A 22,023-nucleotide genomic window follows, 5' to 3' on the forward strand; every position below is an offset into this window, starting at 1 on the left:
TGGCGCGTGGGTCGGGGACGGGGGCCCGGCATGTTCATGTGTTCATGCGATTGTCCTCGGCCCTGTCGTTGTCCCTGCCCCGCTGCTCCACGTGCGCCTCCGTGCCCGCCTCGCTCTGTCTGGTCGCGGTCACCGCGCTCGCTCCCGTGCCGTCCGCGGCAGCCGTCGCGCCCTGTGCGGCGGGGGACGACGGGTCCTTCCCGCTCGGCACCCGCATCCACGGCGGCCCCGACACCTACCGGGCCGGTGGGGCGCCCGGCACCTGGTACATCGACCTCGTCAACACCGGGGCGCAGACGTGCGCGGGTGTCCATCCGGTGGTGGTCCTCGTCGACGACGAGCGTCTTCTGCGGCCGTCGCAGGCCAAACTCGATTTCTACGACGGACGCAGGCGGCGCCCCGTCCGGCTGGAGAGCACCGATCACCAGGAGCTGGTCGGCGTGGTCGGGGCCGACGGTTTCGCCGGGTACACCGTGGCCCCCGGCAAGACGGTCACCGTCAGGCTCCGCCTGATGATCACCTCCGAGGCGTACGCCGACCACGTCACCGTCAAGGCCGCGCTGGTCCAGCGGCGGGGGCAGGACGGGGAGTGGGTGGGGGAGTCCGAGGACTACGTCTTCGACATCGACGGCGAGGAGCCGGACCCTGCCCGCACGAAGGGCTCCGCCCCGCCGACCCGCCCGAGCCGGCCCACCGGTCCGACAGCCACGGACGCGGCGGGCCGCCCGGTGGGTACCCAGGACCCCGCTCGTCCGACGGGCACCGACGAAGCCGGTCGCCCAGTGGGCACCGAGGACCCCGCTCGCCCCGTGGGTACCGACGAAGCCGGTCGCCCGGTGGGTACCGATGAAGCCGGTCGCCCGGTGGGTACCGAGAACCCCGCTCGTCCGACGGGCACCGACAAAGCCGGACGCCCGGTGGGTACCGACGAAGGCGGTCGTCCGGTGGGCACTGATGAATCCGGCCGCGCGGGGGACACCGAGGCGCCCGGCCGGCCGGTGAGCACCGACGAACCCGGCGAGACCCCCGACCCGACAGACCCCGACAGCATCCCGGTCAGCCCCTCCCGAGCTCCCGACACCACGGAGGCAGGCGTCACCCCGGCCCCCGAAGACCCCTACGCCCCGGACACCCCCGCCCCCGCCGACCCCTCCCCGCCCGCCTCGTACGACGCCGAGAACCCGGACGACCCCGACGACCCAGAGGACCCCGACGACCCCGACCTCCCCGAACTCGCCCACACCGGCAGCCCTCTTCCCCGAGCCCTGCTCGCAGCCGTGGCCGCCCTCCTCATCCTCCTGGGCGCCACCGCGCTGGCCCTGACCCGCAAACGCCGGTGACGCCTGCCGCCGCCCCCCCGAGCCCTCCACCTCGCCCGACACCCCGTCCCCCGCCCCCGCAACCCCTCCCGCCTCACTACCCTGGACCTCTCAGCCGTCGGCAGACACTCGCTGGAGGACGTACGCATGGCAGACCGCAGGCCCATCGAGTCATGGCTCACCGACATGGACGGCGTTCTGATCCATGAGGGAGTGCCCATTCCGGGCGCCGACGCGTTCCTGAAGAAGCTCCGGGAGGCCGAGCGGCCGTTCCTGGTGCTGACGAACAACTCCATCTACACGGCCAGGGACCTGCACGCCCGGCTGAAGCGGCTGGGCCTCGACGTGCCGGTGGAGAACATCTGGACGTCCGCGATGGCCACCGCCCAGTTCGTGAACGAGCAGCGGCCCGGCGGCAGCGCGTACGTCATCGGTGAGGCCGGGCTGACCACCGCGCTGCACGACGTCGGCTACATCCTCACCGACCACGATCCGGACTTCGTGATCCTGGGGGAGACCCGGACGTACAGCTTCGAGGCCATGACCAAGGCGGTCCGGCTGATCAACAACGGCGCGAGGTTCATCGCCACCAACCCGGACAACGTCGGCCCCTCCACCGAGGGCGCGCTGCCCGCCACCGGCTCGGTCGCCGCGCTGATCACCGCCGCGACGAAGAAGAAGCCGTACTTCATCGGCAAGCCCAACCCGCTGATGATGCGGGCCGGCCTCAATGTGCTCGGCGCCCACTCCGAGACCTCCGCGATGATCGGTGACCGCATGGACACCGACGTACTCGCGGGACTGGAGGCCGGCATGCGGACCTTCCTGGTGCTCACCGGCGTCACCCAGGCGGCCGAGATCGACCGCTACCCGTTCCGCCCGTCCAAGGTCGTCGACTCCATCGCGGACCTCGTGGACCTCGTCTGAGCCGGGACGATACCGAGCATCTCAAGCCCGGCCCCACCCGTACGGAGCAATCGGACGCCCTGTCCGGATGCGGGTGCGCACCGGACGGGGGAACCTCCCACTATCTGGAGGTTCACGATGGGCTCACTTCGCCTCACTCTCTGTTCCGGAATCATCGCCGCCACCGCGTTCACCCCGGCGGTCGCCCACGCGGCGGACGGCGGCGGCACGCACGGCGCCGGCGGGCTCACCGTGGCCCCGGCGGTCCCGCTGCCCGGCACCGACGTGTCGCTGCGGGTACGCGGCTGCACGGCCTCGCAGGGCACGGCGGTCTCCAGCGCGTTCGTCTCGGACGCCCGGCTGACCGGCGGCCAGGGCGACCTGTCCGGGGAGACCCGGGTGCGCACCTCCCTCAAGGCAGGTACGTACGACGTGCGGATCACCTGCGCCGACTATTCGTTCACCAGCAGGATCAGCGTCGACGCGGCCGGGCCGGGCACCCGTCCCGACGCCGACTCCGGCTCGGGACCGGTCACCGGCCTCTCCCCGGTCGCCCCGGTCCTCGCGGGGGGCGGCGGTACGGCCTCCGGGGCGGACACCAGCACCCTGTTCGCCACCGTGGCTCCCACCGGCTCAGGACCCGGCGCGGCTCAGGCACTGACCGGGCTGGCCCTCGCCGGCTGTACGGCGGTCACGGTCGGGGCGCTCCGGTCCCGCCGGAGCCGGAACGACGGCTGAGCGGGCGCCGGGATGGCCGAGGAGCAGGGACGCGCCACCGGCCGGATGGTCACGGCCGTGGCCTGGGCCGTGCTGCTGCTCGGACTCTGGCTCTGGGGCCGTGACGTGACCGGGCTGCCGCACAGCCCGGCCGGCACCACGCACGGTGACATCGCCGGACTCGACGGCATCACCCTGCCCGCCCCCGCGACCCCACTGCCCGACTCCGCCCCGCAGCGCGTCGACATCCCCCAACTCGCCATCCAGGCACCGGTGGTGAAGCGTGGGCTGGACAGCCGGGGCGGCATCGACCCGCCGCCCTTCGACCAGCCGGCGGTGGTCGGCTGGTACGGCGCCGGCACCGCACCCGGCGCGGACGGCACCGCGCTGCTGGTCGGCCACGTCGACACCAAGACCCGGCCCGCCGTCTTCTACCGGCTCAGTACCCTCGAACCCGGCGAGACCGTCCGGGTGGTCCGCGCGGACGGCAAGGTCGCCCGGTTCACCATCGACGACGTCGAGGTGCTCCCCGCCGATCACTTCGACGCCGCCCGCGCCTACGGCACCCGCCACCCCGGCCGCGCCGAACTCCGCCTGATCACCTGCGGCGGCACCTACGACCGCACCACCCGCGCCTACACGGCCAATGTCGTCGTCTCCGCGTACCTCACCGGTACGGGGGCCTGAACAGCCCTGGCAATCAAAGGCGGTGGCTTCCACGTCTGGCCATGTCCGGCACGGCCGGTATGCCACGATTGGCCCTCCGGAGCGAATGCGCCCAGGGGGGAAACGCATGGACGGGAAATGGGGGACCCGCGCGTCCGTGGTGCTGCTGGGGGCGGCACTGCTGACGGCCGGGTGTTCATCGGGGGACGGCGCCGGGGGAACGCCGGCCGGTAACCGGGGGCCGGGGAACCCCTACTGGGTCAACCCCGACGGCAACGCCGCCCGCCAGGTCGCCGCCTACGAGAAGGCCGGCCGGAGGGCCGAGGCCGCGCGGATACGGCGGATCGCCGAGCAGCCGGTGGGGGAGTGGCTCGGCCCGGAGAACCCGGAGGGGGAGGCGCGCGGGTACACCGAGGCCGCCGCCAAGTCCGGCCGTACCGCCCTGCTGGTCCTCTACAACATCCCGCACCGCGACTGCGGCCAGTACTCGCAAGGGGGCGCGGCCGACGGGGCCGCGTACCGGGCCTGGGTCGACGGGGTCGTGCGCGGCATCGGCGACCGCGCCGCCACCGTCGTCCTCGAGCCCGACGCCCTGCTCCACCTGGTGGACGGCTGCACCCCGAAAAAGTTCCAGGAGGAGCGCTACGACCTCCTGCGGGGCGCGGTCACCAGACTCGCGGCCCTGAAGCACACCAGGGTCTACCTGGACGCGGGCAACGCGGGCTGGGGTCACCCCGGCCAGATCCACGCTCCGCTGAAGTCGGCGGGAGTGGAGGACGCCGACGGCTTCGCCGTCAACGTCTCCAACTTCTACTCCACCGCGGACTCCGTCACCTACGGCAAACGCCTCTCGGCCAAGGTGGGCGGCAAACACTTCGTCATCGACACCAGCCGCAACGGCAACGGCCCCTACACCCGGGGCGCCCCCGGGGAACGCTGGTGCAACCCACCGGGCCGGGCCCTGGGCGACCCCCCGACCACCAGGACAGCGGACCCCCTGGTCGACGCCTACCTGTGGGTCAAACGCCCGGGAGAGTCGGACGGCGAATGCCGAGGAGGCCCGAAGGCGGGAGCCTGGTGGCCGGAGTACGCCCTGAAGCTGACCGAGGACTAGAGGACCAGGGGACTACGGGACCCGCACCCACCGGGCCTTGGAAGGCGTCCCCTGGTCGTCGTCCACGAACAGCATGTACCACCCCGCCTGCACCAGATTCCGGTTGGCCGGCACCCGCACCGTCACCCGGTCCCCGGCCACACTGAACCCCAACGCGATGGACCGCTGATCGACATCCGTCACATGTGTGGCCGCACTCGGCCGGATCAACCGCACCTTCCGGATGCTCGAAGCGTGCGGGGAGACGAACGTCCCCGACCCGCCCCGCACGATCCGCTCGGGCCCCGCGCCCAGCGACGGCCGCGATCCCCGGTACAGATAAGGCGGCGTATAGATCTCGATCCGCTGCTCGAAGCTCCCCGGCCGGGTGTTCGCCCGGTCCCCGTACAGCGGGTCGGAGCCGAAGAACATCACCCGCCCGTCCGGCAGCAGGACGGAGCCGGAGTGATAGTCCCGTCCCACCAGCGGATCGGCGACCCGAGTGAAACGGCCGCTGTCCGGGTGGTAGATCCGCGCCTGGAGGATGTCCGAGTCACCCCGCCCCCGGTAGTCCTCCGAGCCCCCCGACACCAGCACGGTGTCGTCGGGCAGCACCGAGGCCTGGGGATACCGGGTCCCCTTCTCCAGTGAGGGCCCGTCCACGAACCGTGGTTCGGGTGCCCCGAGGTCGATCAGCCGGGTCTTCCTGCTGGCCAGCGCGGACTCGCCCACCCCGCCCCCGCCGATCACCAGATACCGCTCGTCCTGCGCCGGAGGCAACAGCACGGTGCCGGAGGTCTCCAGCCGGTCGGGATCGCTCATCCCCGGCAGCTCGGTGAACCGATTCGTGCCCACGTCCCAGACGCCCGGCTTCCGGCCCACGTCGTCGGGCCCGTACCCCGCGTTGGAGCCCGAGTAGAAGACCTTGCCGTTCTGCATCAGGAACAGCGCCGGGTAGGTCGGGAACTGCCGGACTTTCGGCGTGTACGCCCACTTCTTCGTCGCCGGGTCGAACACCTCGTTCTTGCCCGGCACCAACTGCCCGATGTCGTCCAGCCCGGAGACGCTGAGGACCTTGCCGTCCGACAGCGTGGTGAGCGTCGGGTACCAGCGGGCCTCGTTCATCGGGTCGACCTTGATGTACCGCTCGGCCACCGGATCGAACTCGAAGGCGTCGCGGATGCCCTGGAAGTCCTTCTTGTCGAGCGCGAGCTTCTGCGCGATGCCGTACGTGTTGCGCGCCTCGGCGCCGGTGAGCCCGCGCACCCGGTAGTTGTCCTGGGTGCCGGTCTCGTACCTCGTGCCGCTGCGCTGGGCCTCGACGTAGATCCGGCCGAGGCCGGGGTCGTTGCGCAGGAAGCGGCCGGCGCGGTCGAAGACCTTGCTTGCGCGCGGGACGAGGACCGGGTCCTTGGAGACGAAGGTGCGGCCGTTGCTCCGCCCGGTGAACCGGGTGCCGGCGGGCAGTGTGACGGGGCGGTCCGGGTTCTCGTTGTGGACGATCATCAGGCCGCCCGCCTTGGTGACATCGCCCTTGAGCTTCTCGTACCGCTTGGTTCCGCCCGCGATCAGCAGACGGCCGTCGGCCAGTTGGGTGTGGCCGGTGCAGAAGAGGTCCTTGGGCGTGGGGATCTTCTTGACCGTGCCCCTGACCGGGTCCCAGAGCCGGGTGTCGAACTTCTTGGCGTCGAAGTTCTCCTGCTTGTTGCCCGACCCCGCCACCAGCAGCACCTTGCCGGTCCGCAGCAGCGCCGCGTGGATGGTGTCCTGGCGGTACTCCTCGGGGAACTCCACGATCTCCCAGTGGCCGTTGGCGGCCTTGTACTCCGGCTTGTCGATCTCGTACTGGTGGTACCGCTCGGTGCCGAAGCGGTAGAGCCAGGGGCCGTTCATCCCGGCCAGCGCGAGGACCACCACGGCACCCGTCCCCAGTCGGCGGGCGCGGCGGCGGCCGGTGAGGTCCCTCATTCGTCCCGTCCCCCCAGCCCGCCGACGGCGATCCGCAGGGTCTGCTCGCTGTCACGGGCCGTGCGCTGCGCCGGGACACGCGGCGCGGGCAGCGGTTCCGGTACCGGCTCGGCGGCCGCGCCCGGCAGGCGCTCACCCCGCAGCGACCACCCCCACACGAGGATCGGCGCAGCCGTGATCAGCAGAGCGAAGACCGCCCAGGTGATCATCGCGGGGTGGGCGTGGTCCAGCGCGAAGCCCGCGGTCAGCGAGCCCGCGAAGACCGCGATGAAGAACCAGTGGATGCGAAACGTCCCGAACAGCGTGTCCGGGCTGGCCGAGTCCCCCTTGGGGGTCACCACGAAGCCGCTCCTGCGGCGCAGTACCGCGTCCAGCAGCGAGCGGGCGTACACCGGCGCGGAGAGCGCCGACATCATCATGCCCGCGATCCCGCGGGACCCCTCCGGCTCGTGCGGGGAGACGTTGTGCCGCCGGTTCCAGAGATACAGGCCGATCTGGAGTGCGGAGGCGTTGCCGTACAGCATCAGCCAGACGGTCGGGTCGATGTTCACGCCCGAGGCGCCCAGACCCAGGAAGAGCGCGCAACTCAGGGCGGCCAGAATCCAGTTGAGGGCGGACATCGGGTAGAACACGATCATCATCGTGTAGTTGAAGAGCTTGCCCGGCGGCAGGGTGGCGAAGCCCTTCCAGTACTGCTTGAGGATCGTCTCGTACGTCCCCCGCGACCAGCGCAGTTGCTGCGTGAAGAAGTCGGTCCAGGCGTTCGGGCCCTCGCCCACCGCGAGCACGTCCGGGGTGTAGACCGACCGCCACTTGCGGCCGGTGGCCGGGTTGGCCGCCCGGTGCATCTCGAAGCCGGTCGCCATGTCCTCGGTGATCGAGTCGTACAGCCCGCCGATCTGCTTGAGCGCGCGGATCCGCACCGCGTTGGAGGTGCCGACGAACATCGGGGCGCCGTAGCGGTTCCCGGCGCGCTGGATCAGGGCGTGGAAGAGGAACTGCTGCGACTCGGCGGCCTTGGTGACGAACGTGTCGTAGTTGCCGTACACCTGCGGGCCGATGACGAAGCCGACGTCCGGGTCGCGGAAGTAGCCCAGCATCCGCTCCAGGTAGTTGGGGAGCGGGACGTGGTCGGTGTCGACGGAGGCGAAGAAGTCGTAGGCGTCGCCGTGCGCGTCCAGCCAGGCGTTGTAGTTGCCGTGCTTGGTCTTCGCGCGGTGCGGGCCCGAGGGCTGGTTCCACTTCGCCACGCCCTTGCGGCTGAAGTGGCGGACGCCGAGCCGGGCGCAGACCTCCTTGACGGCCGGGTCGTCGCCCTCGTCCAGCAGCCAGACGTGCAGCGGGCCCCGGTGCCGCAGCCGTACGGCGGCCTCCAGGGTCCGGGTGACCATCTCCAGCGGCTCCTTGCCGGGCACGAAGGAGGTCAGGAAGGCCACGCGGGTCCCGGCCTCGGGCACCACCGGCACCGGGTCGCGGGCGACGAGGGTGGCGTGCGCGTTGGACAGCACGTTCAGACAGCGGAAGAACTCGATCAGGCCGATCGAGACCAGCATCAGGGTGTCCAGCGCCGGCAGGAAGCCGTAGGCCGGGTAGTCGCGCTCGGTCCAGTGCTCCGGCCGGAGCAGCCAGCTCAGCAGGACGAGCGAGAGCAGCGGAGCGGCGCCCAGCATGAGCGCGGCCCGCATCCGGTGCGGCTCCTGCGAGAGCAGCGAGCGGTAGCGCACCGTGTACGGCCGGTCGGCGGGCGGCTCGGTGAGCGGGCCGGCGAGCCGGCTGTAGTGCTCGTAGTCGTATCGCGGCAGGCTCCTCGCGGCCCGGCCGGGCCGGTGCGCGACGGCTCTGGGTCTGGTGGTGCGTGACGGATCGTCCGTCATGAGTCATCCCCCCACACGCGCGGGTCGGCGCGTGTTTCGTCAGTCCTTCCGCCCGCGACGGACCTCCCCAGGCCGGCGCGGGCGACTTCATGGCATGCGACCGTGACCACGCCCTGACTCACCGTGAGCAGGGCAGGGAACGGCGATGCTCCGGTCGCGGCGCGTGATGGCCCCCCTGGGCGCGGTGCGCGACCGGTACTTCCCCCCAACTGCCGTGTTTCCACGGCATCGTGGACAACAGGGTTCTACGACGATGAGCATGATCGCAAGAGGCGAAACCTGTTGTTTACCGGTCAAAACCGTTCATTGCGGTGCAAGGAAACGCAAGCAGGCCCCCCGCTCGCACGGGGGGCCTGCTTGTTGTCTGTGCGCCGCCAGGGACTCGAACCCCGGACCCGCTGATTAAGAGTCAGCTGCTCTAACCAACTGAGCTAGCGGCGCCTGCTGACGGGAAAACTCTACAGGACCCGCCAGGGTGCTCCTGACCACCTGAGGCGGGCCCGGCGGGGCCCGAGCCGGGGGGTGTGCACCATTCGGACCGTCAACATGCGCGTCACGCGGACAGTTGTGAGACTGATCAACGTGCACACACGCGGACATATCCACCCCGAATGTGAGGCAGATCGCATGACGGCTCCGGTGTTCGAGGAATTCGATCCGGTGAGCGACTGCGACTGCCTGGGCTGTGCCCGGTGGCGGCGGCTCGCCCCCCGCCCGGCACCCGCCCGTACCGGAGGCCGCCCGGCCGCCCGCGGCGCGGTGGTCGTGGCCGCCGCCGCGTCCGCCGTCCTCGGCGCCGCCCCCGCGGCCGGAGCGCTCGCCCAGGCGCCGCCCCCGCACGCGGCCCCGCACCGCCCCGGCGCCCCGGCGGCGGACGGTGATGCCGCCACTCCCCAGGGCGGCACCGCACCGCTGCACGGCCCGGCCGGCTCGCCCGCCCGGCCGCAGGACAGGACCCCCGCCACCACCCGGACGGCGATCATCAACCGGGTCAAGCTGTGGGTCACCGCGCAGGTGCCGTACAGCATGACCAAGTTCTGGTCGGACGGTTACCGCCAGGACTGCTCGGGTTATGTCTCCATGGCCTGGGGGCTGCTCTCCAACGAATGGACGGGCAGCCTGGCCAAGCTCGGGGTGAAGATCACCAAGGAGGAACTCCAGCCCGGCGACATCCTGCTCTTCCACAACACCGCCGACCCTCAGGGAGGCTCCCACGTCGTGATCTTCGGCGGCTGGACCGACTACACCCGCACCGCCTACACGGCGTACGAGCAGACGCCCCCGCACACCCGCCGCCAGAGCACGCCCTACCCCTACTGGAACAACACCACCAAGTACGTCCCCTACCGCTACAAGGGCGTGACCGCGGGCGCGGCGGGCGCCGAGCCGGCGGCCACCGCGGTGCCCTTCCCCGGCACCCGGTACTTCGGTCCCGGAGCGAACAACAAGTACGTCACCCAGCTCGGCGAGATGCTGGTCGCCCGGGGCGCCGGCCCGTACTACTCGACGGGGCCGGGCCCGGTCTGGGGCGAGGCCGACCGGCGCGCCACCCAGGCGTTCCAGAGGGCCCAGGGCTGGACCGGCTCCGCCGCCGACGGGCTGCCCGGCCCGCGCACCTGGGAGCTGCTGGTCACCGGCGCGGGCAAGGACATCGCCGCCGGCTCGGCCGGCCCCGGCGGTGTCCCGGCCTTCCCCGGCAAGCAGTACTTCAGGGCGGGCGCGGAAAACGCCCACGTCACCCGACTGGGGCGGCAACTGGTGAAGAAGGGATTCGGCCGGTTCTACGCCACCGCCCCCGGACCCCGCTGGAGCGAGTCGGACCGGCGTGCCGTCGAAGCCTTCCAGCGCGCCCAGGGCTGGCGCGGCGGAGCGGCGGACGGCTGTCCGGGCCCCGAGACCTGGCGCCGCCTGTTCGGCTGAGGCGCCCGGTCACCTCCGGGCCCCGCGTCCGCGCGGCCCGGCATCCCCTGTCATGACGCACCCGGCGCGGAGGCTGGAGGCACCCATGAGCACGACCACATCCCACACGTACGAGTCCGAGAAACACCCGGAGAGCCTGCCGGGCGGCGCGGGGACGGCCGTCCGGCCGCCCCGGCTGATCCACACCGAGGCGACCACCGAGATCCCCGTCCATCTGCTCTTCCGCGACGAAGGGGCCCCCGCGGCACGGCGCCCCGCCGTGGTGAACCGCCGCCAGGGCACCGGCGAACAGCCCCGGCCCGTCCGCCCCGCGCCGGTGCGCAGACGCCCCGAACTGCGTCCCGATCCGGAGCTCCAGGAGCGTCCGGCGCGGGTGCTGCCCGGCGCCGTCGGAGTGCTGGCCGGGCTCGTAGGGGTCACCGGCTGCCTGGCGACCACCTGGTCGGCGGGGCTGCTGCCCGGGGAGGTCCTCGGCCTGCACCCCGGCGCCGGACTCGGCGCCGCGCAGTGGGCGGCGTACGCGGGCACGGGGGCGCTGGGGCTGTTCGGGTTCGGTGGTCTGGCGCGGGGGCGCACCGGGCGGGCCTGGGTGCTGGGGCTGTTCGGCCGCTACCGGGGAACCGTACGGCGCACCGGGCTGCTGTGGATCAACCCGCTGCTGCGGCGGCGCCGGGCCGATGTGCGGCTGCGGCACTGGCGCAGCGGCGCGGTGCCCGCGGCCGACGCGGGCGGGGTGGCGCTGCGGGTGGTGGTGCTGGTCGTATGGCGCGTGCGGGACACCGCGCGGGCGCTGCTCGGCATCGAGGAGCACGAGACCTACCTGCGCGAATGCGTGGAGTCGGCCCTCGCGCGAGTCCCGGTGGAGCTGCCCGGCGGGGCGCGCAGCGGGGCGGACGCGGCCGGGGACGCGCTGACCCGGCTGGTCGCGGCCGACGTGGCGCCGGTCGGGGTGGAGGTGTTCTCCGTGCAGCCGGTCCGGGTGGAGTACGCGCCCGACGTCGCTGCCGCCATGCAGCGGCGCCGGATCGCCGCGCTGGACGCCCAGCAGCGGGCCACCATGCTCAGCTCGGTGGTGGACTCGGTCGAGGACACGGTCACCCGGCTCACCACGCGCGGGCTGGTCGAGCTGGACGACTACGAGCGCAAGGCGCTGGTCCGGGACCTCACGGTGGCCTTCTGCTCGGCCCGCCGGGAACCGGCCTGACGCAAGCCGCCGAATGGTATGGACACGTTCAACTACCGGCAATAATCTGGTACTTGGTCTGGACCTATCGCACCGTCATCGCACAGCCCGGCTCAGTGAACCTTCCCCCACGACGTTCCCCAGGAGCGGCAGCATGCGTACCAGGACCAGGTTGTCAGCGTTGTCCGCGGCCGTGCTCGGCATGGCCACCGCCGGCGCCTTCGTACTCTCCACCGGCGGCGCCAGCGGCCACGGCTACACCGACCTCCCCGTCAGCCGGCAGAAGCTCTGCCAGAACGGCTCCGTGGCGAACTGCGGCGACATCCAGTGGGAGCCGCAGAGCGTCGAGGGTCCCAAGGGCTTCCCCGGCGCGGGCCCCGGCGACGGCCAGCTCTGCAGCGGCGGCAACAGCCGCTTCGGCCAGCTCAACGCCCCGAACACCCCCGGCGGCGGCGCCTGGCCCACCACCCGGGTCACCGGCGGCCAGTCGTACACCTTCCGCTGGCAGTTCACCGCCATGCACGCCACCAGCGACTTCACCTACTACGTCACCAAGCAGGGCTGGAACCAGAACCACGCCCTGGCCCGGTCCGACCTCAACCTGACCCCGTTCCTCTCGGTGCCGTACAACGGCCAGCGCCCGCCGTCCACGCTCAGCCACAGCGGCACCCTGCCCCGGGGGGCTCACCGGCCACCACGTGATCCTCGCGGTGTGGAACGTGGCCGACACCGGGAACGCCTTCTACGCCTGCTCGGACGTCACATTCTGAGCTTCGCTTGAGGCCGACGGCCCCGCCGCATGGGTACGTTCACGGCACGCCGGTCCACCGGAGCGGCGTGCCGACCCAGGGGGGCCTGATGGACGCACTGCTCTACCTCGTGCCCGGAGTGATCACGGCCGGGTGTGTCTTCGGCGCGGTCCAGGTGATCCGCCGCGCCCTGCGCACCAGCCGGATGTGGGCCCACGGCCTGACCGCCGTGGCGCGCTGCCTCAACACCTACACGAAGACCAGCGGCGGTAACGACACCGCCGTGAGCAGCACGCTCCACCATGTGTACGAGTTCACCACCCGCGAGGGCGAGAGGTTCCGGTTCGACGAGGCCGGGGGCGACTCGACCGTGGTGGCGGGCGACCACCTGGTGGTGCGCTACCTGGCGGAGCGCCCGCAGTGGGCCACCGCGCTCCAGCCGGCCCGAGGGCGGCTGATCCTCGGCACCGCCGTGCTGCTCGCCTTCCTGGCGGTGATCATCCTGGGCTGCCTGCTCTTCGCCGTCACCGCCCGCTCGGTGGTCTGACAAAAGAAGCGAGGGCGGACCGGTTTCCCGGTCCGCCCTCGGCAGATGTGCGCCGCCAGGGACTCGAACCCCGGACCCGCTGATTAAGAGTCAGCTGCTCTAACCAACTGAGCTAGCGGCGCATGACTCCCGCCTTCCGCTTTCGCGGCTGGCGACAGAGAAAATACTACCCGGTCCCCGAGGGTGCTCCGGACCACCTACAGCGCCAGCGAGAGCAGGACCGGGGCCGCGTGCCGGTTGAGGGCGTCCGCCGCCCGGCGCAGCCGGTGCGCGTGCTCCACCGGCAGTGATACGGCCAGGCAGCCGACGGACGCCCCGGCCGTGATCGGGACGGCCGCGCAGACCGTGCCGACCGCGTACTCCTGGAGGTCCAGCACCGGGACCGTGGGCGGCTGGGACTCCAGCCGGGACAGCAGCAGCGTGTCGCTGGTGATCGTCCGCGAGGTCAGCCGGGCCATCCGGTGCCGGGACAGGTGGTCGCGCCGGGCGTCGTGGCCGAGCTGGGCCAGCAGGCTCTTGCCGACGGCCGTGGCGTGCGCGGAGGAGCGGAAGTCGACCCACTCGTTGACCGCGGGGGCGCTCGGGCCGGCCGCGTACTGGGTGACCCGTACCTCACCGTCCTCGTACCGGCTGATGTAGACCGCCGCGCCGACCGAGTCGCGCAGCCGGTCGAGGGTGTGCTGGAGCTTCTCGCGCAGGGCGCCGTCGTGGCCGTGGGCGGAGGTGAGGCGGCGCAGGGTGTCGCCGGTGATCCAGGCGCCGTCGGCGGTCTGCTCGACGTACCCCTCACGGCGCAGCATGCGCAGCAGGGCGGTCAGCCGGCCGGGATCAAGACCGGCCTCGCGGGCCAGCCCGGCCGCGGCGGCCCCGGCGGGGTGCCGGGCCACGGACTCCAGCACGCGCAGGGCGTCCTGCGCCGAGTGGTAGGGGGCGGTCGGCTCGTGCATCAGCGCCACGGTCTTCCCTCCGCGCTCGCTTCCTGGGCCGCGCGATCCGATCGGCGGATCGCTTCCACGGTACCGGGCAACGGGCGTGCGCGGAGGAGGAGTTGACAGCCGCCTCCGCGCCCGCTCGGCTACCGCACCGCGCTGCGGAATTCTCGCGTCCGCATGGCGAGCGCCCGCGTGATGGCGACCCGCCGCCGCTGGCCGCCCCTGGCCGGGGGGTTCAGTGGCCCGGTACGTAACCGCGCTTCTTGTCCACCACGTTGACCAGCGCTCTTCCGGCCGCCCAGCGCTCGAACAGGTCCACGAACTGGGCGCCGAGTTCGTCCCGCCAGCCGACCGTGTCGCCGCTCATGTGCGGGGAGACGAGCAGGCCGGGCAGGTCCCACAACGGGCTGTCGGCGGGCAGGGGTTCGGTGCTGAAGACGTCCAGTGCGGCGCCCGCGATCCAGCGTCTGCGCAGCGCCTCGGCGAGGGCGGCCTCGTCCACCAGCTCGCCCCGGCCGACGTTGACGAAGACGGCCGAGGGCTGCATCACCCCGAAGCGGTGCGCGTCGAACATGCCGCGCGTCCGGTCGGTGAGCGGGGCGGCCGCGATCACCCAGTCCGCGCGGGCGATCAGCCGGTCCAGGTCGGCCGGTCCGTGCACACCGGTGCGCGGCACCCGGCCCACCAGCGCGGGCGTGACTCCGAGCGCCTTCAGGGTGTCGGCGATGGCCCGGCCGATCGGCCCGGAGCCGACCACACAGGCGCGGGTGCCCGCCACCCGGCGCGTCTCGCGGTGCCGCCAGACGCGGTCCCGCTGGAGCTCCAGCGTGCGCGGGAGATCCTTGGCGGCCGCGAGCACGAGGGCGGCCACGTACTCGGCCATCGGCTGGTCGAAGATGCCGCGCGCGTTGGTCACCACCGTGTCGCAGGCGGCCAGTTCGGGGCAGAGCAGATGGTCCACGCCCGCGCTCGCGGTGTGCACCCAGGCCGGGCGCGGCCCCTCGCCGGGCCAGACGTCGCGCACCGCCCGCGACCGGAAGTCCCACACCAGCAGGACGTCCGCCTCCGGCAGCAGCGCGGCCAGACCCTCGTCGTCGGTGTGCAGCACGCGGGCCCGCCCGGTGAGCCGGCCGAGCCTGGGCGGCGGATCGGCGCCCAGCACCAGCAAAGTGGGGAGGGTCATCGGCCTGCCACCTCCCGTCTCCCGCGCGGTCGCCCCACGCTGGCACGGGGGCCCGGCGCCGTCAACGGGCCGCGCCCCGAGGGGGGCTATCCGGCCCGCGCTGGGTACCCGAACCGGGAGCGGGGGTGCCCGTACCGCCGTGCGGGCCACACGGGGCGCCCTCGCGGGAAGCGGGGGAAGACGCAGGGGAGATCCCTGAACAGACCGTGGACGAAGACAGAAGGGGCGACATGACAGCGATCGGATTCCTCTGCCCGGGCCATCGGGGCGAGGACGACTACCCGCGCGTCGAGCAACTGCTCGCCGGCGCGGTCCGGCTGGACCTGGTGCACACCGGCACCGGCGAGGACGCCCACGCGGTGGAACCGCTGCACGGCGCGGACTTCGCCGGACGGCTCACGGCGGCCATGGAGGGGCTGCGGCTGACCGGTGCCGAGGCCGTGGTGTGGACGAGCCCGGCGGGCGGCTTCGCGCACGGCTGGAAGGGCGCGCACACCGAGGCGACGGAACTGGCCCGGCAGGCCGGACTCCCCGCCTCCTCCACCTCGCTGGGCTTCGTGCACGCCGCCCAGGCCCTCGGTGTCCGCAAGGTCGCCGTCGCCCACGCCCACCCGCCGAAGACGGCCGCGCTGTTCCGGGCGTTCCTGGCCGACGGCGGCCTGGAGGTGACCGGCGCCGACGAGGTCGACGCCCTCACCGCCGAGCGCGCCGCCGAGGGCGAGGAGGCGGAACTGCTGGCCCTGGCACGGGCCGCAGACACCCCGGACGCCGAGGCGGTGCTGCTGCCCGACACCTCGCTGCGCACCGCCGCCCACCTGTCCGCGCTGGAGGCCGCGCTCGGCAAGCCGGTGCTCACGGCGTCCCAGGTCTCGGTGTGGGAGGGGCTGCGGCTGGCCGACCGCCGGCTGCACACCGACACCCTCGGCGCCCTCTTCACCCGCGAGCCCGTCGTCCAGCTCTGACGACCGGCTCCGACCAGGCCCCCTCCGGCCCGGCCGGGGAATAAGCGGGGACTGCCTCCTGTTGCGGCACGGCAGGACAGAGCACGCCGTAAACAGGAGGCATCCACCGTGCCGGCAGACGAGATCCGGGGTGCCGTGCACGGCACCGCCCCCGTCCCCCTCTCCGTACTCGACCTGGTCACCGTGGGAGCCGGGAGCACCGCGAGCGATGCGCTGCGCACCAGCGTGGAGCTGGCCCGCTTCGCCGAGGCGCGGAGCTTCAGCCGGTACTGGGTCGCCGAGCACCACTCGATGCCGGGCGTCGCCTCCTCCTCGCCCGCCGTGATCCTGGCGAACCTCGCCGCCCACACCGACCGCATCCGGCTCGGCTCGGGCGGCGTCATGCTGCCCAACCACGCCCCGCTGGTCATCGCCGAGCAGTTCGGCACCCTGGAGGCCATGGCACCGGGCCGGATCGACCTGGGCCTCGGCCGGGCGCCGGGCACGGACGGGGCGACGGCGGCCGCGCTGCGCCGCTCCGACACCCTGAACGAGGGCGCCGACGACTTCCCGCAGCAGCTCGCCGAGCTGACCAGGTTCCTCGACGACGACTTCCCCGACGGCCACCCCTATGCCCGTATCCACGCCATCCCCGGCCCGGTGCAGGGCAGCACCCCCGGCGGCGTGCAGTCGGCGCACCGGCCGGTGATCTGGTTGCTCGGCTCCTCCGGCTTCAGCGCCCAACTGGCCGGAATGCTGGGCCTGCCCTTCGCCTTCGCGCACCACTTCTCCGCGCAGAACACCATCCCGGCGCTCGACCTGTACCGGGAGACGTTCCGCCCCTCAGAGGTGCTGTCCGAGCCCTACGCCCTCATCGGTGTCTCCGCGCTCGCCACCGACGACGAGGCCGAGGCCGCCCGCCAGGTCCGCGCGACCGCGCTGAACATGCTGCGGCTGCGCATGGGCCGTCCCGGTCTCTTCCCCGACCCCGAGGACGCGGCCCGGCACGAATTCAGCCCGATGGAGGAGGAGTTCGCGGCCTCCTTCACCCGCAACATCGTGCACGGCACCGCCGACGAGGTCCGCGCGGGCCTGGACGACCTGCAGAAGCGCACCGGCGCCGACGAGCTGATGCTCACCAGCCACGCCCACCGCGGCGAGCTGCGGCTGCGCTCCTACGAGCTGATCGCCGACGCCTACGGCCTGCCCGCCGCGTAGCTCCGCACCCCTAGGGGGTGTCTTGTCGGTCAGGCCGGGCTCGCGGCGCCTGGCACCGCGCCTCGCGGCGTTGTCGTCGGTCTCCCCCGAGCTCTCGGCTTCGCTCGAGCAGGGGGGACCCCCACCGCTCCGCATCGGCTCCCTCCTCCGCCTTGCGATGCACGGCACCGGACGCCGCTCCCTGACCCGGCCTGATCGACAAGACACCCCCCAGCAGCTCCGTGATGCGCTCCGGCGGCACCGGGCGGGAGTAGAGCCAGCCCTGCCCGGTGTCGCAGCCGATCCGGCGCAGCCGGGTGGCCTGCGCGGAGGTCTCCACGCACTCGGCGGTGACGGTCAGCCCGAGCCGGTGGGCGAGCTGGATCATCGCCTCCACGATCACCTCGTCCGCCGGATTGGCGGTGTCCCCCGCCCCGGCCGGGCCGGGGTCGCCGCCCTCGTACTGGAAGCCGCGTACGAAGGACCCGTCCAGCTTCAGCACCGAGACCGGGAGCCTGCTGAGGTAGGCCAGGTTCGAGTAGCCGGTGCCGAAGTCGTCGATGGCGATGCGCACGCCCATGTCGCTGAGGGCCTGGAGCGCCTGGATCGGGCGGCCCCCGGAGCCCATCACGGCCGACTCGGTCAGCTCCAGCTGGAGCAGGTGCGGGGCGAGCCCGGTCTCGGTGAGCGTGCTCGCCACGTCCGCGACCAGGTCGGAGTCCCAGACCTGGCGCACGGCCACGTTCACGCTGACGAAGATGGGCGGCTCGTCCGGATGGGCGAGCTGCCACTGCCGGGCCTGGCGGCAGGCGGTGACCAGCGCCCAGCGGCCGAGCTGCACGATCGAGCCGTCCTCCTCGGCCAGCTGGATGAACCGATTCGGCGTCAGCGTCCCGAACTGCGGGTGGTGCCAGCGCACCAGCGCCTCCACCCCGCTCAGCCGCCCGTCCTCCATGCCGACCAGCGGCTGGTACTCCAGCGCGAACTCCCCGCGCTCGATGGCCGGGCGGAGCGTGGAGGAGAGGGCCTGCCGGGTGACGCGGTGCGCGTTGCGCTCGGGGTCGAACAGGGTCCAGCGGGCCTTGCCGTCGGCCTTCGCCCAGTACAGCGTGGTGTCGGCGGCCTGCATCAGACCGGTCGCCGTCGTCCCGGCGGTGTGCCGCTCGACCACCCCGATGGACGCGGTCAGCGACAGCCGCCGCCCGGCGAGGTCGAACGGCTCCTCCAGCGCCCGCAGCGCCGAGGCGGCGAGGTCGGAGAGCTGCTCGGTGCCGGTGGAGTCCTCCACGAGCAGCGCGAACTCGTCACCGCCGAGGCGGGCCACCAGCGGGGCACCGGCCCGCGCGCCCCCCGTCTCCTCGGCCACATGGGTCAGCCGCTTGGCCACGGCCTCCAGCAGCCGGTCACCGACGCGGTGTCCCAGGGTGTCGTTGACCGCCTTGAACCCGTCCAGGTCGAGACAGCACAGGCCGATCCGCCCGGTTCCGGCGCCGTCCTCCGGCTCCGCCTCCAGCGCGGCCGACAGCCGCTCGAAGAACAGGGTGCGGTTGGGCAGCCGGGTCACCGGGTCGTGCATCCGCAAGTGCCGCAGCCGTGCCTGGAGTTCACGGCGAGCGCTGATGTCGGAGACGGACAGCAGGGCGCCCGGCGTGCCCTCGGTCAGCGGGGTGACGGTGATCCGCACCCAGACGGGGTCCCCGTCCGGCTGTTTCAGGCGCCGGGTGCAGCGGAGCCGGTCCTGGCGGCCGGCGAGCACCTCGCGGTAGGTGTGCCGGGTGCCCGGGTCGGGGGCGAGGTCCACCAGATCGGCGGCCGGGCGGCCGGCCAGTGCCTCGGCGGTCGTGCCCAGCAGCGCTCCCAGCGCGGTGTTGGCGTGCGCGACCAGCCCGTCGGGGGTCACCACGGCCATGGGGAGCGGGGCCGTGGTGAAGACCCGGTGGTAGGTCATGTGGTCACCGTCGGTCACGGCTGACCGGTCGAGGTCTGCCGCGGGCGTCGGCCCTTCGGACGTTCCGCTCACCGCTCGCTCCCGCAGTGCACTCGATCCCTGTCCGTGCCGGAAAGTGTGCCGATCATAGAGGCTGGTCCCGGCCCCTTCCAGCCGGTCTTCAGTCTCCACGACCGACCCGCCCTCCTGACAGATCGTTTCTGCCCGGACCTGGACGGGTTCTTGAGGTCCACGACCACTTGTGACGTTCCGTGAGTGGTTCGGGGTGTCGGTCGCCGGGTGGCCGCCGGGGTGGCCGCCGGAGGCGCAAACGGGCGTACTCACCCTTCCGGTTCAGGTAAACAGGGCATAGCGCAACATAAGCACACAGTCTGGGTGGTGGTGTCCCGAACCGCGACCGGAGGTCCCAGACGTGCCCAAGCTGCGCAGCGCCGCCGCCGTGGCCACCACGATGTCGGCGCTCGCCGCGACCTCGATCCTCACCGGCCCCTCGGTGGCCGAACCCTTCTCGCCCGAGCCCTGCGCGCTGCACCGCACCGACGCCCACCACTCCGAGGGCGTGGACACCTGGAACTCCGCCTACCCGCGCCCACGGGGCACGCTCGACGCGGCCCTGGTCTTCCTGTCCTTCCCGGACGCCGCCCCGCGCACCACCCCCGACGAGCTGACCGCCGACCACTTTCCGGCCACCAGCCGCTACTTCGGGCAGTCCTCCTACGGCCGCTTCACCCTGCGCCCGCACCCGATGGACCGCTGGCTGAAGATGCCGCGCCCGTCCACCGCGTACCGCATACAGCGTGACTGGGTGCCCGCGGACCGCTCCGCCTATCTGCGGGACGCGTTCGCCGTGGCCGACAAGGCACTGGACTTCTCCCGCTACGACGTGGTCTACCTGGTGGCCGACCCGGACGCGCCCGGCGTCGACTCCGACGCCACCAAGGTCGTCAACCTGGACTCGCCCGTCCGGCTCGACGGCACCGACGTACGCCGGGTCGTCACGGTCTTCGAGCAGCACCCGCCCGACCGGCTGGTGCTCGCCCACGAGACCGGGCACGTCTTCGACCTTCCCGACCTCTATCACCGCCCGACCGACTCCAAGGACGACTGGGACACTCACGTCGGCGACTGGGACCTGATGGGCAGCCAGTTCGGGGCGGCCCCGGACCTCTCCGGCTGGCACAAGTGGAAGCTGGGCTGGCTGGGCCCCCGCCAGGTGGCCTGCGTCCGGGGTACGGGCCCGACCCGGCTCACACTGGAGCCGCTCGCCGCCGGGCCCGGTGTCCCGGTGCGGGGCACGTCCGGCACCCCGGCCTTCGGGCTCGGCAACGGCACCAAGCTCGCCGTGGTGCGCACCGGCGCGGACACCGCCCTCGCCTTCGAGGCGCGCGGACCGGCGGGTAACGACCGTACGGCGTGCAAGCAGGGCATCCTCGTCTACCGGGTGCACGCCGGCGTCGAGTCCGGGGACGGCCCGGTCGACGTGGTGGACGCCCACCCGCACACCGAGGCGTGCTGGGAGAACTCCGTCTATCCGCCACTGGCCGACGCGCCGGTGTCGCTGGGGGAGAGCTTCACCGTGCCGGGGGACGGGGTGAAGGTGGAGGTCGAGGAGCGCACCCCGGCCGGGGCCTGGACGGTACGGATCACACCGGGGGAGGGCGCCTGAGCCGGGGTACGCGAAAGGCCCCCGCTCACGCGAGGGCCTTCGTTGTCTGTGCGCCGCCAGGGACTCGAACCCCGGACCCGCTGATTAAGAGTCAGCTGCTCTAACCAACTGAGCTAGCGGCGCCTGCTGACGTCGTAGACATTAGCATCCTGGTCGGCGGGAGGAAAAATCGATACCCGGGCCGCCGCACGGGCCGCGCGCACCGCCGCCCAGAGCACCACCTCCGGGCCGGGAAGCCAGGGATGCCGGGTGTCCGGTGCGACCAGCCAGCGGGACCCCGCCGAAGCGGGGCCGGCGTCTCCCTCCAGCGCCGGGACGGTCACCGCGTCGCCGGTGCCGTGACAGAGCAGCGGCGGTACGGCGTGGGTGCGCGGGCCCCACTCCTCCCAGGCCAGCAGGGAGGGCAGCCGGTGGGCCGTGCCCGGCGCCGCGAACAGCAGGGTCCGGCCCCGGTGCACCGCGACCGGGCCGCAGCCCGGACCATCCGCCCCCCATAACCGGTCCAGCATCCGGCGCCCGAACACCGAGGGCGCGCTCACCACGTCGAAGACCGTGCCGCAGGGCAGCACGACGGGGGCACCGGGCCGCTCCTCCCAGAAGGCGAGCGTGCTGCGCGGATACGTGCCGGCGGAGGCGAGCCAGGCGGCTCCCTCGGCGGTGGCTGCGGTGACGTCCGGTGCGCTGGTCATGCACACAGGTGTACCGGCCGTGAGCGGGCCGTTTCCCTGGGTTGCGGAAAATGGGGACACCGGGGGGCGGGAGGGGGTATCTTGCCCACCTGGCATATGCCACGTGCGCGGGCGGCGGCCCCCTAGTGCGGGTCGACCGCGCGTCGGCCCTCGGGGTCGGCGCCCCGCATCAGGTCCCGGCCGAACTCCACCATCTTTCTGGCATAGTCCTCGGTCCACTCCGCCCGCTCGGCGATGTCCGCCGCCGTGAGCCGGTCGAACCGGCGGGGATCGGCGAGCTGGGCCGCCGCGACGGCCTGGAACTCCATGGCCCGGTCGGCAGCCGCGCGGAACGCCTGGGTCAGGTCGGTGGCCCGCGTCAGCAGGGCGCGCGGGTCGTCGATCGACTCCAGGTCGAAGAAATGCTCCGGATCGGCGGCCGCCTCCGCGGGCTCGAAGAGCAGGGGCGCGGGGCGTAGCCGCGGTTCGTTCCGACGCGGCGAGGGCTCCGCCATGTCCTCATCTCCTCCTCGTACGTTCGCTGCA

Annotated in this window: 18 protein-coding genes, 3 tRNA genes and 1 pseudogene; 12 read left to right on the plus strand and 10 right to left on the minus strand. The window is 72.7% G+C overall.

The features are described 5' to 3' along the window. Positions 1-44 precede the first annotated feature (44 nt). The 5 genes from E5082_RS25970 (at position 45) to E5082_RS25990 (ending at position 4,722) form a co-directional block, all read left to right on the plus strand. Positions 45-1,340, plus strand: coding sequence for a hypothetical protein (locus E5082_RS25970; RefSeq protein WP_135793676.1), 1,296 nt, complete (start codon positions 45-47; stop codon positions 1,338-1,340). 126 nt (positions 1,341-1,466) lie between these two features. Beyond that, positions 1,467-2,246, plus strand: coding sequence for an HAD-IIA family hydrolase (locus E5082_RS25975; protein ID WP_135793677.1), 780 nt, complete (start codon positions 1,467-1,469; stop codon positions 2,244-2,246). A gap of 117 nt (positions 2,247-2,363) precedes the next feature. Next, positions 2,364-2,963, plus strand: coding sequence for a hypothetical protein (locus tag E5082_RS25980; RefSeq protein WP_190045380.1), 600 nt, complete (start codon positions 2,364-2,366; stop codon positions 2,961-2,963). Between the two features lie 12 nt (positions 2,964-2,975). Further along, positions 2,976-3,629, plus strand: a complete 654-nt coding sequence (locus E5082_RS25985) for a class F sortase (protein ID WP_135793678.1) — start codon at positions 2,976-2,978, stop codon at positions 3,627-3,629. 106 nt (positions 3,630-3,735) lie between these two features. After that, entirely contained in the window at positions 3,736-4,722 is a 987-nt protein-coding gene (locus E5082_RS25990; protein ID WP_190045379.1) for a glycoside hydrolase family 6 protein, read from the plus strand. Between the two features lie 12 nt (positions 4,723-4,734). Here E5082_RS25990 and glxA read toward each other — a convergent pair whose 3' ends face one another. The 3 genes from glxA to E5082_RS26005 all read right to left on the minus strand — a co-directional run bounded on the left by glxA (position 4,735) and on the right by E5082_RS26005 (position 8,984). Continuing rightward, positions 4,735-6,669, minus strand: coding sequence for a radical copper oxidase GlxA (glxA, locus tag E5082_RS25995; RefSeq protein ID WP_135793680.1), 1,935 nt, complete (start codon positions 6,667-6,669; stop codon positions 4,735-4,737). Further along, positions 6,666-8,543, minus strand: coding sequence for a glycosyltransferase family 2 protein (locus E5082_RS26000; RefSeq protein ID WP_135793681.1), 1,878 nt, complete (start codon positions 8,541-8,543; stop codon positions 6,666-6,668). The genes glxA and E5082_RS26000 overlap by 4 nt, the downstream gene beginning before the upstream one ends. Positions 8,544-8,910: 367 nt before the next feature. Further along, a tRNA-Lys gene (locus E5082_RS26005) sits at positions 8,911-8,984 on the minus strand. Between the two features lie 186 nt (positions 8,985-9,170). Here E5082_RS26005 and E5082_RS26010 point away from each other — a divergent pair. The 4 genes and pseudogenes from E5082_RS26010 to E5082_RS26025 all read left to right on the plus strand — a co-directional run bounded on the left by E5082_RS26010 (position 9,171) and on the right by E5082_RS26025 (position 12,942). Further along, entirely contained in the window at positions 9,171-10,463 is a 1,293-nt protein-coding gene (locus E5082_RS26010; protein WP_135793682.1) for a peptidoglycan-binding protein, read from the plus strand. A gap of 85 nt (positions 10,464-10,548) precedes the next feature. Beyond that, positions 10,549-11,667 (plus strand): SPFH domain-containing protein, encoded by a 1,119-nt coding sequence (locus tag E5082_RS26015; RefSeq protein ID WP_135793683.1) that lies wholly within the window; start codon positions 10,549-10,551, stop codon positions 11,665-11,667. Between the two features lie 133 nt (positions 11,668-11,800). After that, positions 11,801-12,416, plus strand: a pseudogene (locus E5082_RS26020) (lytic polysaccharide monooxygenase auxiliary activity family 9 protein). An 88-nt stretch (positions 12,417-12,504) separates the two neighbouring features. Further along, positions 12,505-12,942: a DUF3592 domain-containing protein gene (locus E5082_RS26025; RefSeq protein ID WP_135793684.1), complete on the plus strand. Its 438-nt coding sequence runs from the start codon at positions 12,505-12,507 to the stop codon at positions 12,940-12,942. A gap of 48 nt (positions 12,943-12,990) precedes the next feature. On the opposite strand, the gene E5082_RS26030 is transcribed toward E5082_RS26025, so the two are convergent. The 3 genes from E5082_RS26030 to E5082_RS26040 all read right to left on the minus strand — a co-directional run bounded on the left by E5082_RS26030 (position 12,991) and on the right by E5082_RS26040 (position 15,057). Continuing rightward, a tRNA-Lys gene (locus E5082_RS26030) sits at positions 12,991-13,064 on the minus strand. Positions 13,065-13,139: 75 nt separating this feature from the next. Beyond that, positions 13,140-13,898 (minus strand): IclR family transcriptional regulator domain-containing protein, encoded by a 759-nt coding sequence (locus E5082_RS26035; protein ID WP_167514141.1) that lies wholly within the window; start codon positions 13,896-13,898, stop codon positions 13,140-13,142. A gap of 211 nt (positions 13,899-14,109) precedes the next feature. Next, positions 14,110-15,057, minus strand: a complete 948-nt coding sequence (locus E5082_RS26040) for a D-2-hydroxyacid dehydrogenase (protein ID WP_135793686.1) — start codon at positions 15,055-15,057, stop codon at positions 14,110-14,112. Positions 15,058-15,287: 230 nt separating this feature from the next. Here E5082_RS26040 and E5082_RS26045 point away from each other — a divergent pair, with 230 nt between their 5' ends. Further along, positions 15,288-16,019, plus strand: coding sequence for an aspartate racemase/maleate isomerase family protein (locus E5082_RS26045; RefSeq protein WP_135793687.1), 732 nt, complete (start codon positions 15,288-15,290; stop codon positions 16,017-16,019). Positions 16,020-16,127: 108 nt separating this feature from the next. Then, positions 16,128-17,216: an LLM class flavin-dependent oxidoreductase gene (locus E5082_RS26050; RefSeq protein ID WP_135793688.1), complete on the plus strand. Its 1,089-nt coding sequence runs from the start codon at positions 16,128-16,130 to the stop codon at positions 17,214-17,216. Positions 17,217-17,226: 10 nt separating this feature from the next. On the opposite strand, the gene E5082_RS26055 is transcribed toward E5082_RS26050, so the two are convergent. Then, positions 17,227-19,215: a putative bifunctional diguanylate cyclase/phosphodiesterase gene (locus E5082_RS26055; RefSeq protein ID WP_229918968.1), complete on the minus strand. Its 1,989-nt coding sequence runs from the start codon at positions 19,213-19,215 to the stop codon at positions 17,227-17,229. 379 nt (positions 19,216-19,594) lie between these two features. Here E5082_RS26055 and E5082_RS26060 point away from each other — a divergent pair, with 379 nt between their 5' ends. Then, on the plus strand, positions 19,595-20,809 hold the full coding sequence (locus E5082_RS26060; RefSeq protein WP_167514146.1) for a M6 family metalloprotease domain-containing protein: 1,215 nt from the start codon (positions 19,595-19,597) through the stop codon (positions 20,807-20,809). A gap of 49 nt (positions 20,810-20,858) precedes the next feature. On the opposite strand, the gene E5082_RS26065 is transcribed toward E5082_RS26060, so the two are convergent. The 3 genes from E5082_RS26065 to E5082_RS26075 form a co-directional block, all read right to left on the minus strand. Continuing rightward, positions 20,859-20,932 (minus strand) — tRNA-Lys (locus E5082_RS26065). After that, positions 20,923-21,498 (minus strand): bifunctional DNA primase/polymerase, encoded by a 576-nt coding sequence (locus E5082_RS26070; RefSeq protein WP_135793690.1) that lies wholly within the window; start codon positions 21,496-21,498, stop codon positions 20,923-20,925. Before E5082_RS26070 ends, E5082_RS26065 begins: the two co-directional genes overlap by 10 nt. Positions 21,499-21,620: 122 nt before the next feature. Then, on the minus strand, positions 21,621-21,992 hold the full coding sequence (locus E5082_RS26075; RefSeq protein WP_086692790.1) for a hypothetical protein: 372 nt from the start codon (positions 21,990-21,992) through the stop codon (positions 21,621-21,623). Positions 21,993-22,023 lie beyond the last annotated feature (31 nt).

Source organism: Streptomyces griseoluteus (assembly GCF_004784465.1).
In the GTDB taxonomy this organism is placed as follows: Bacteria; Actinomycetota; Actinomycetes; order Streptomycetales; family Streptomycetaceae; genus Streptomyces; species Streptomyces griseoluteus.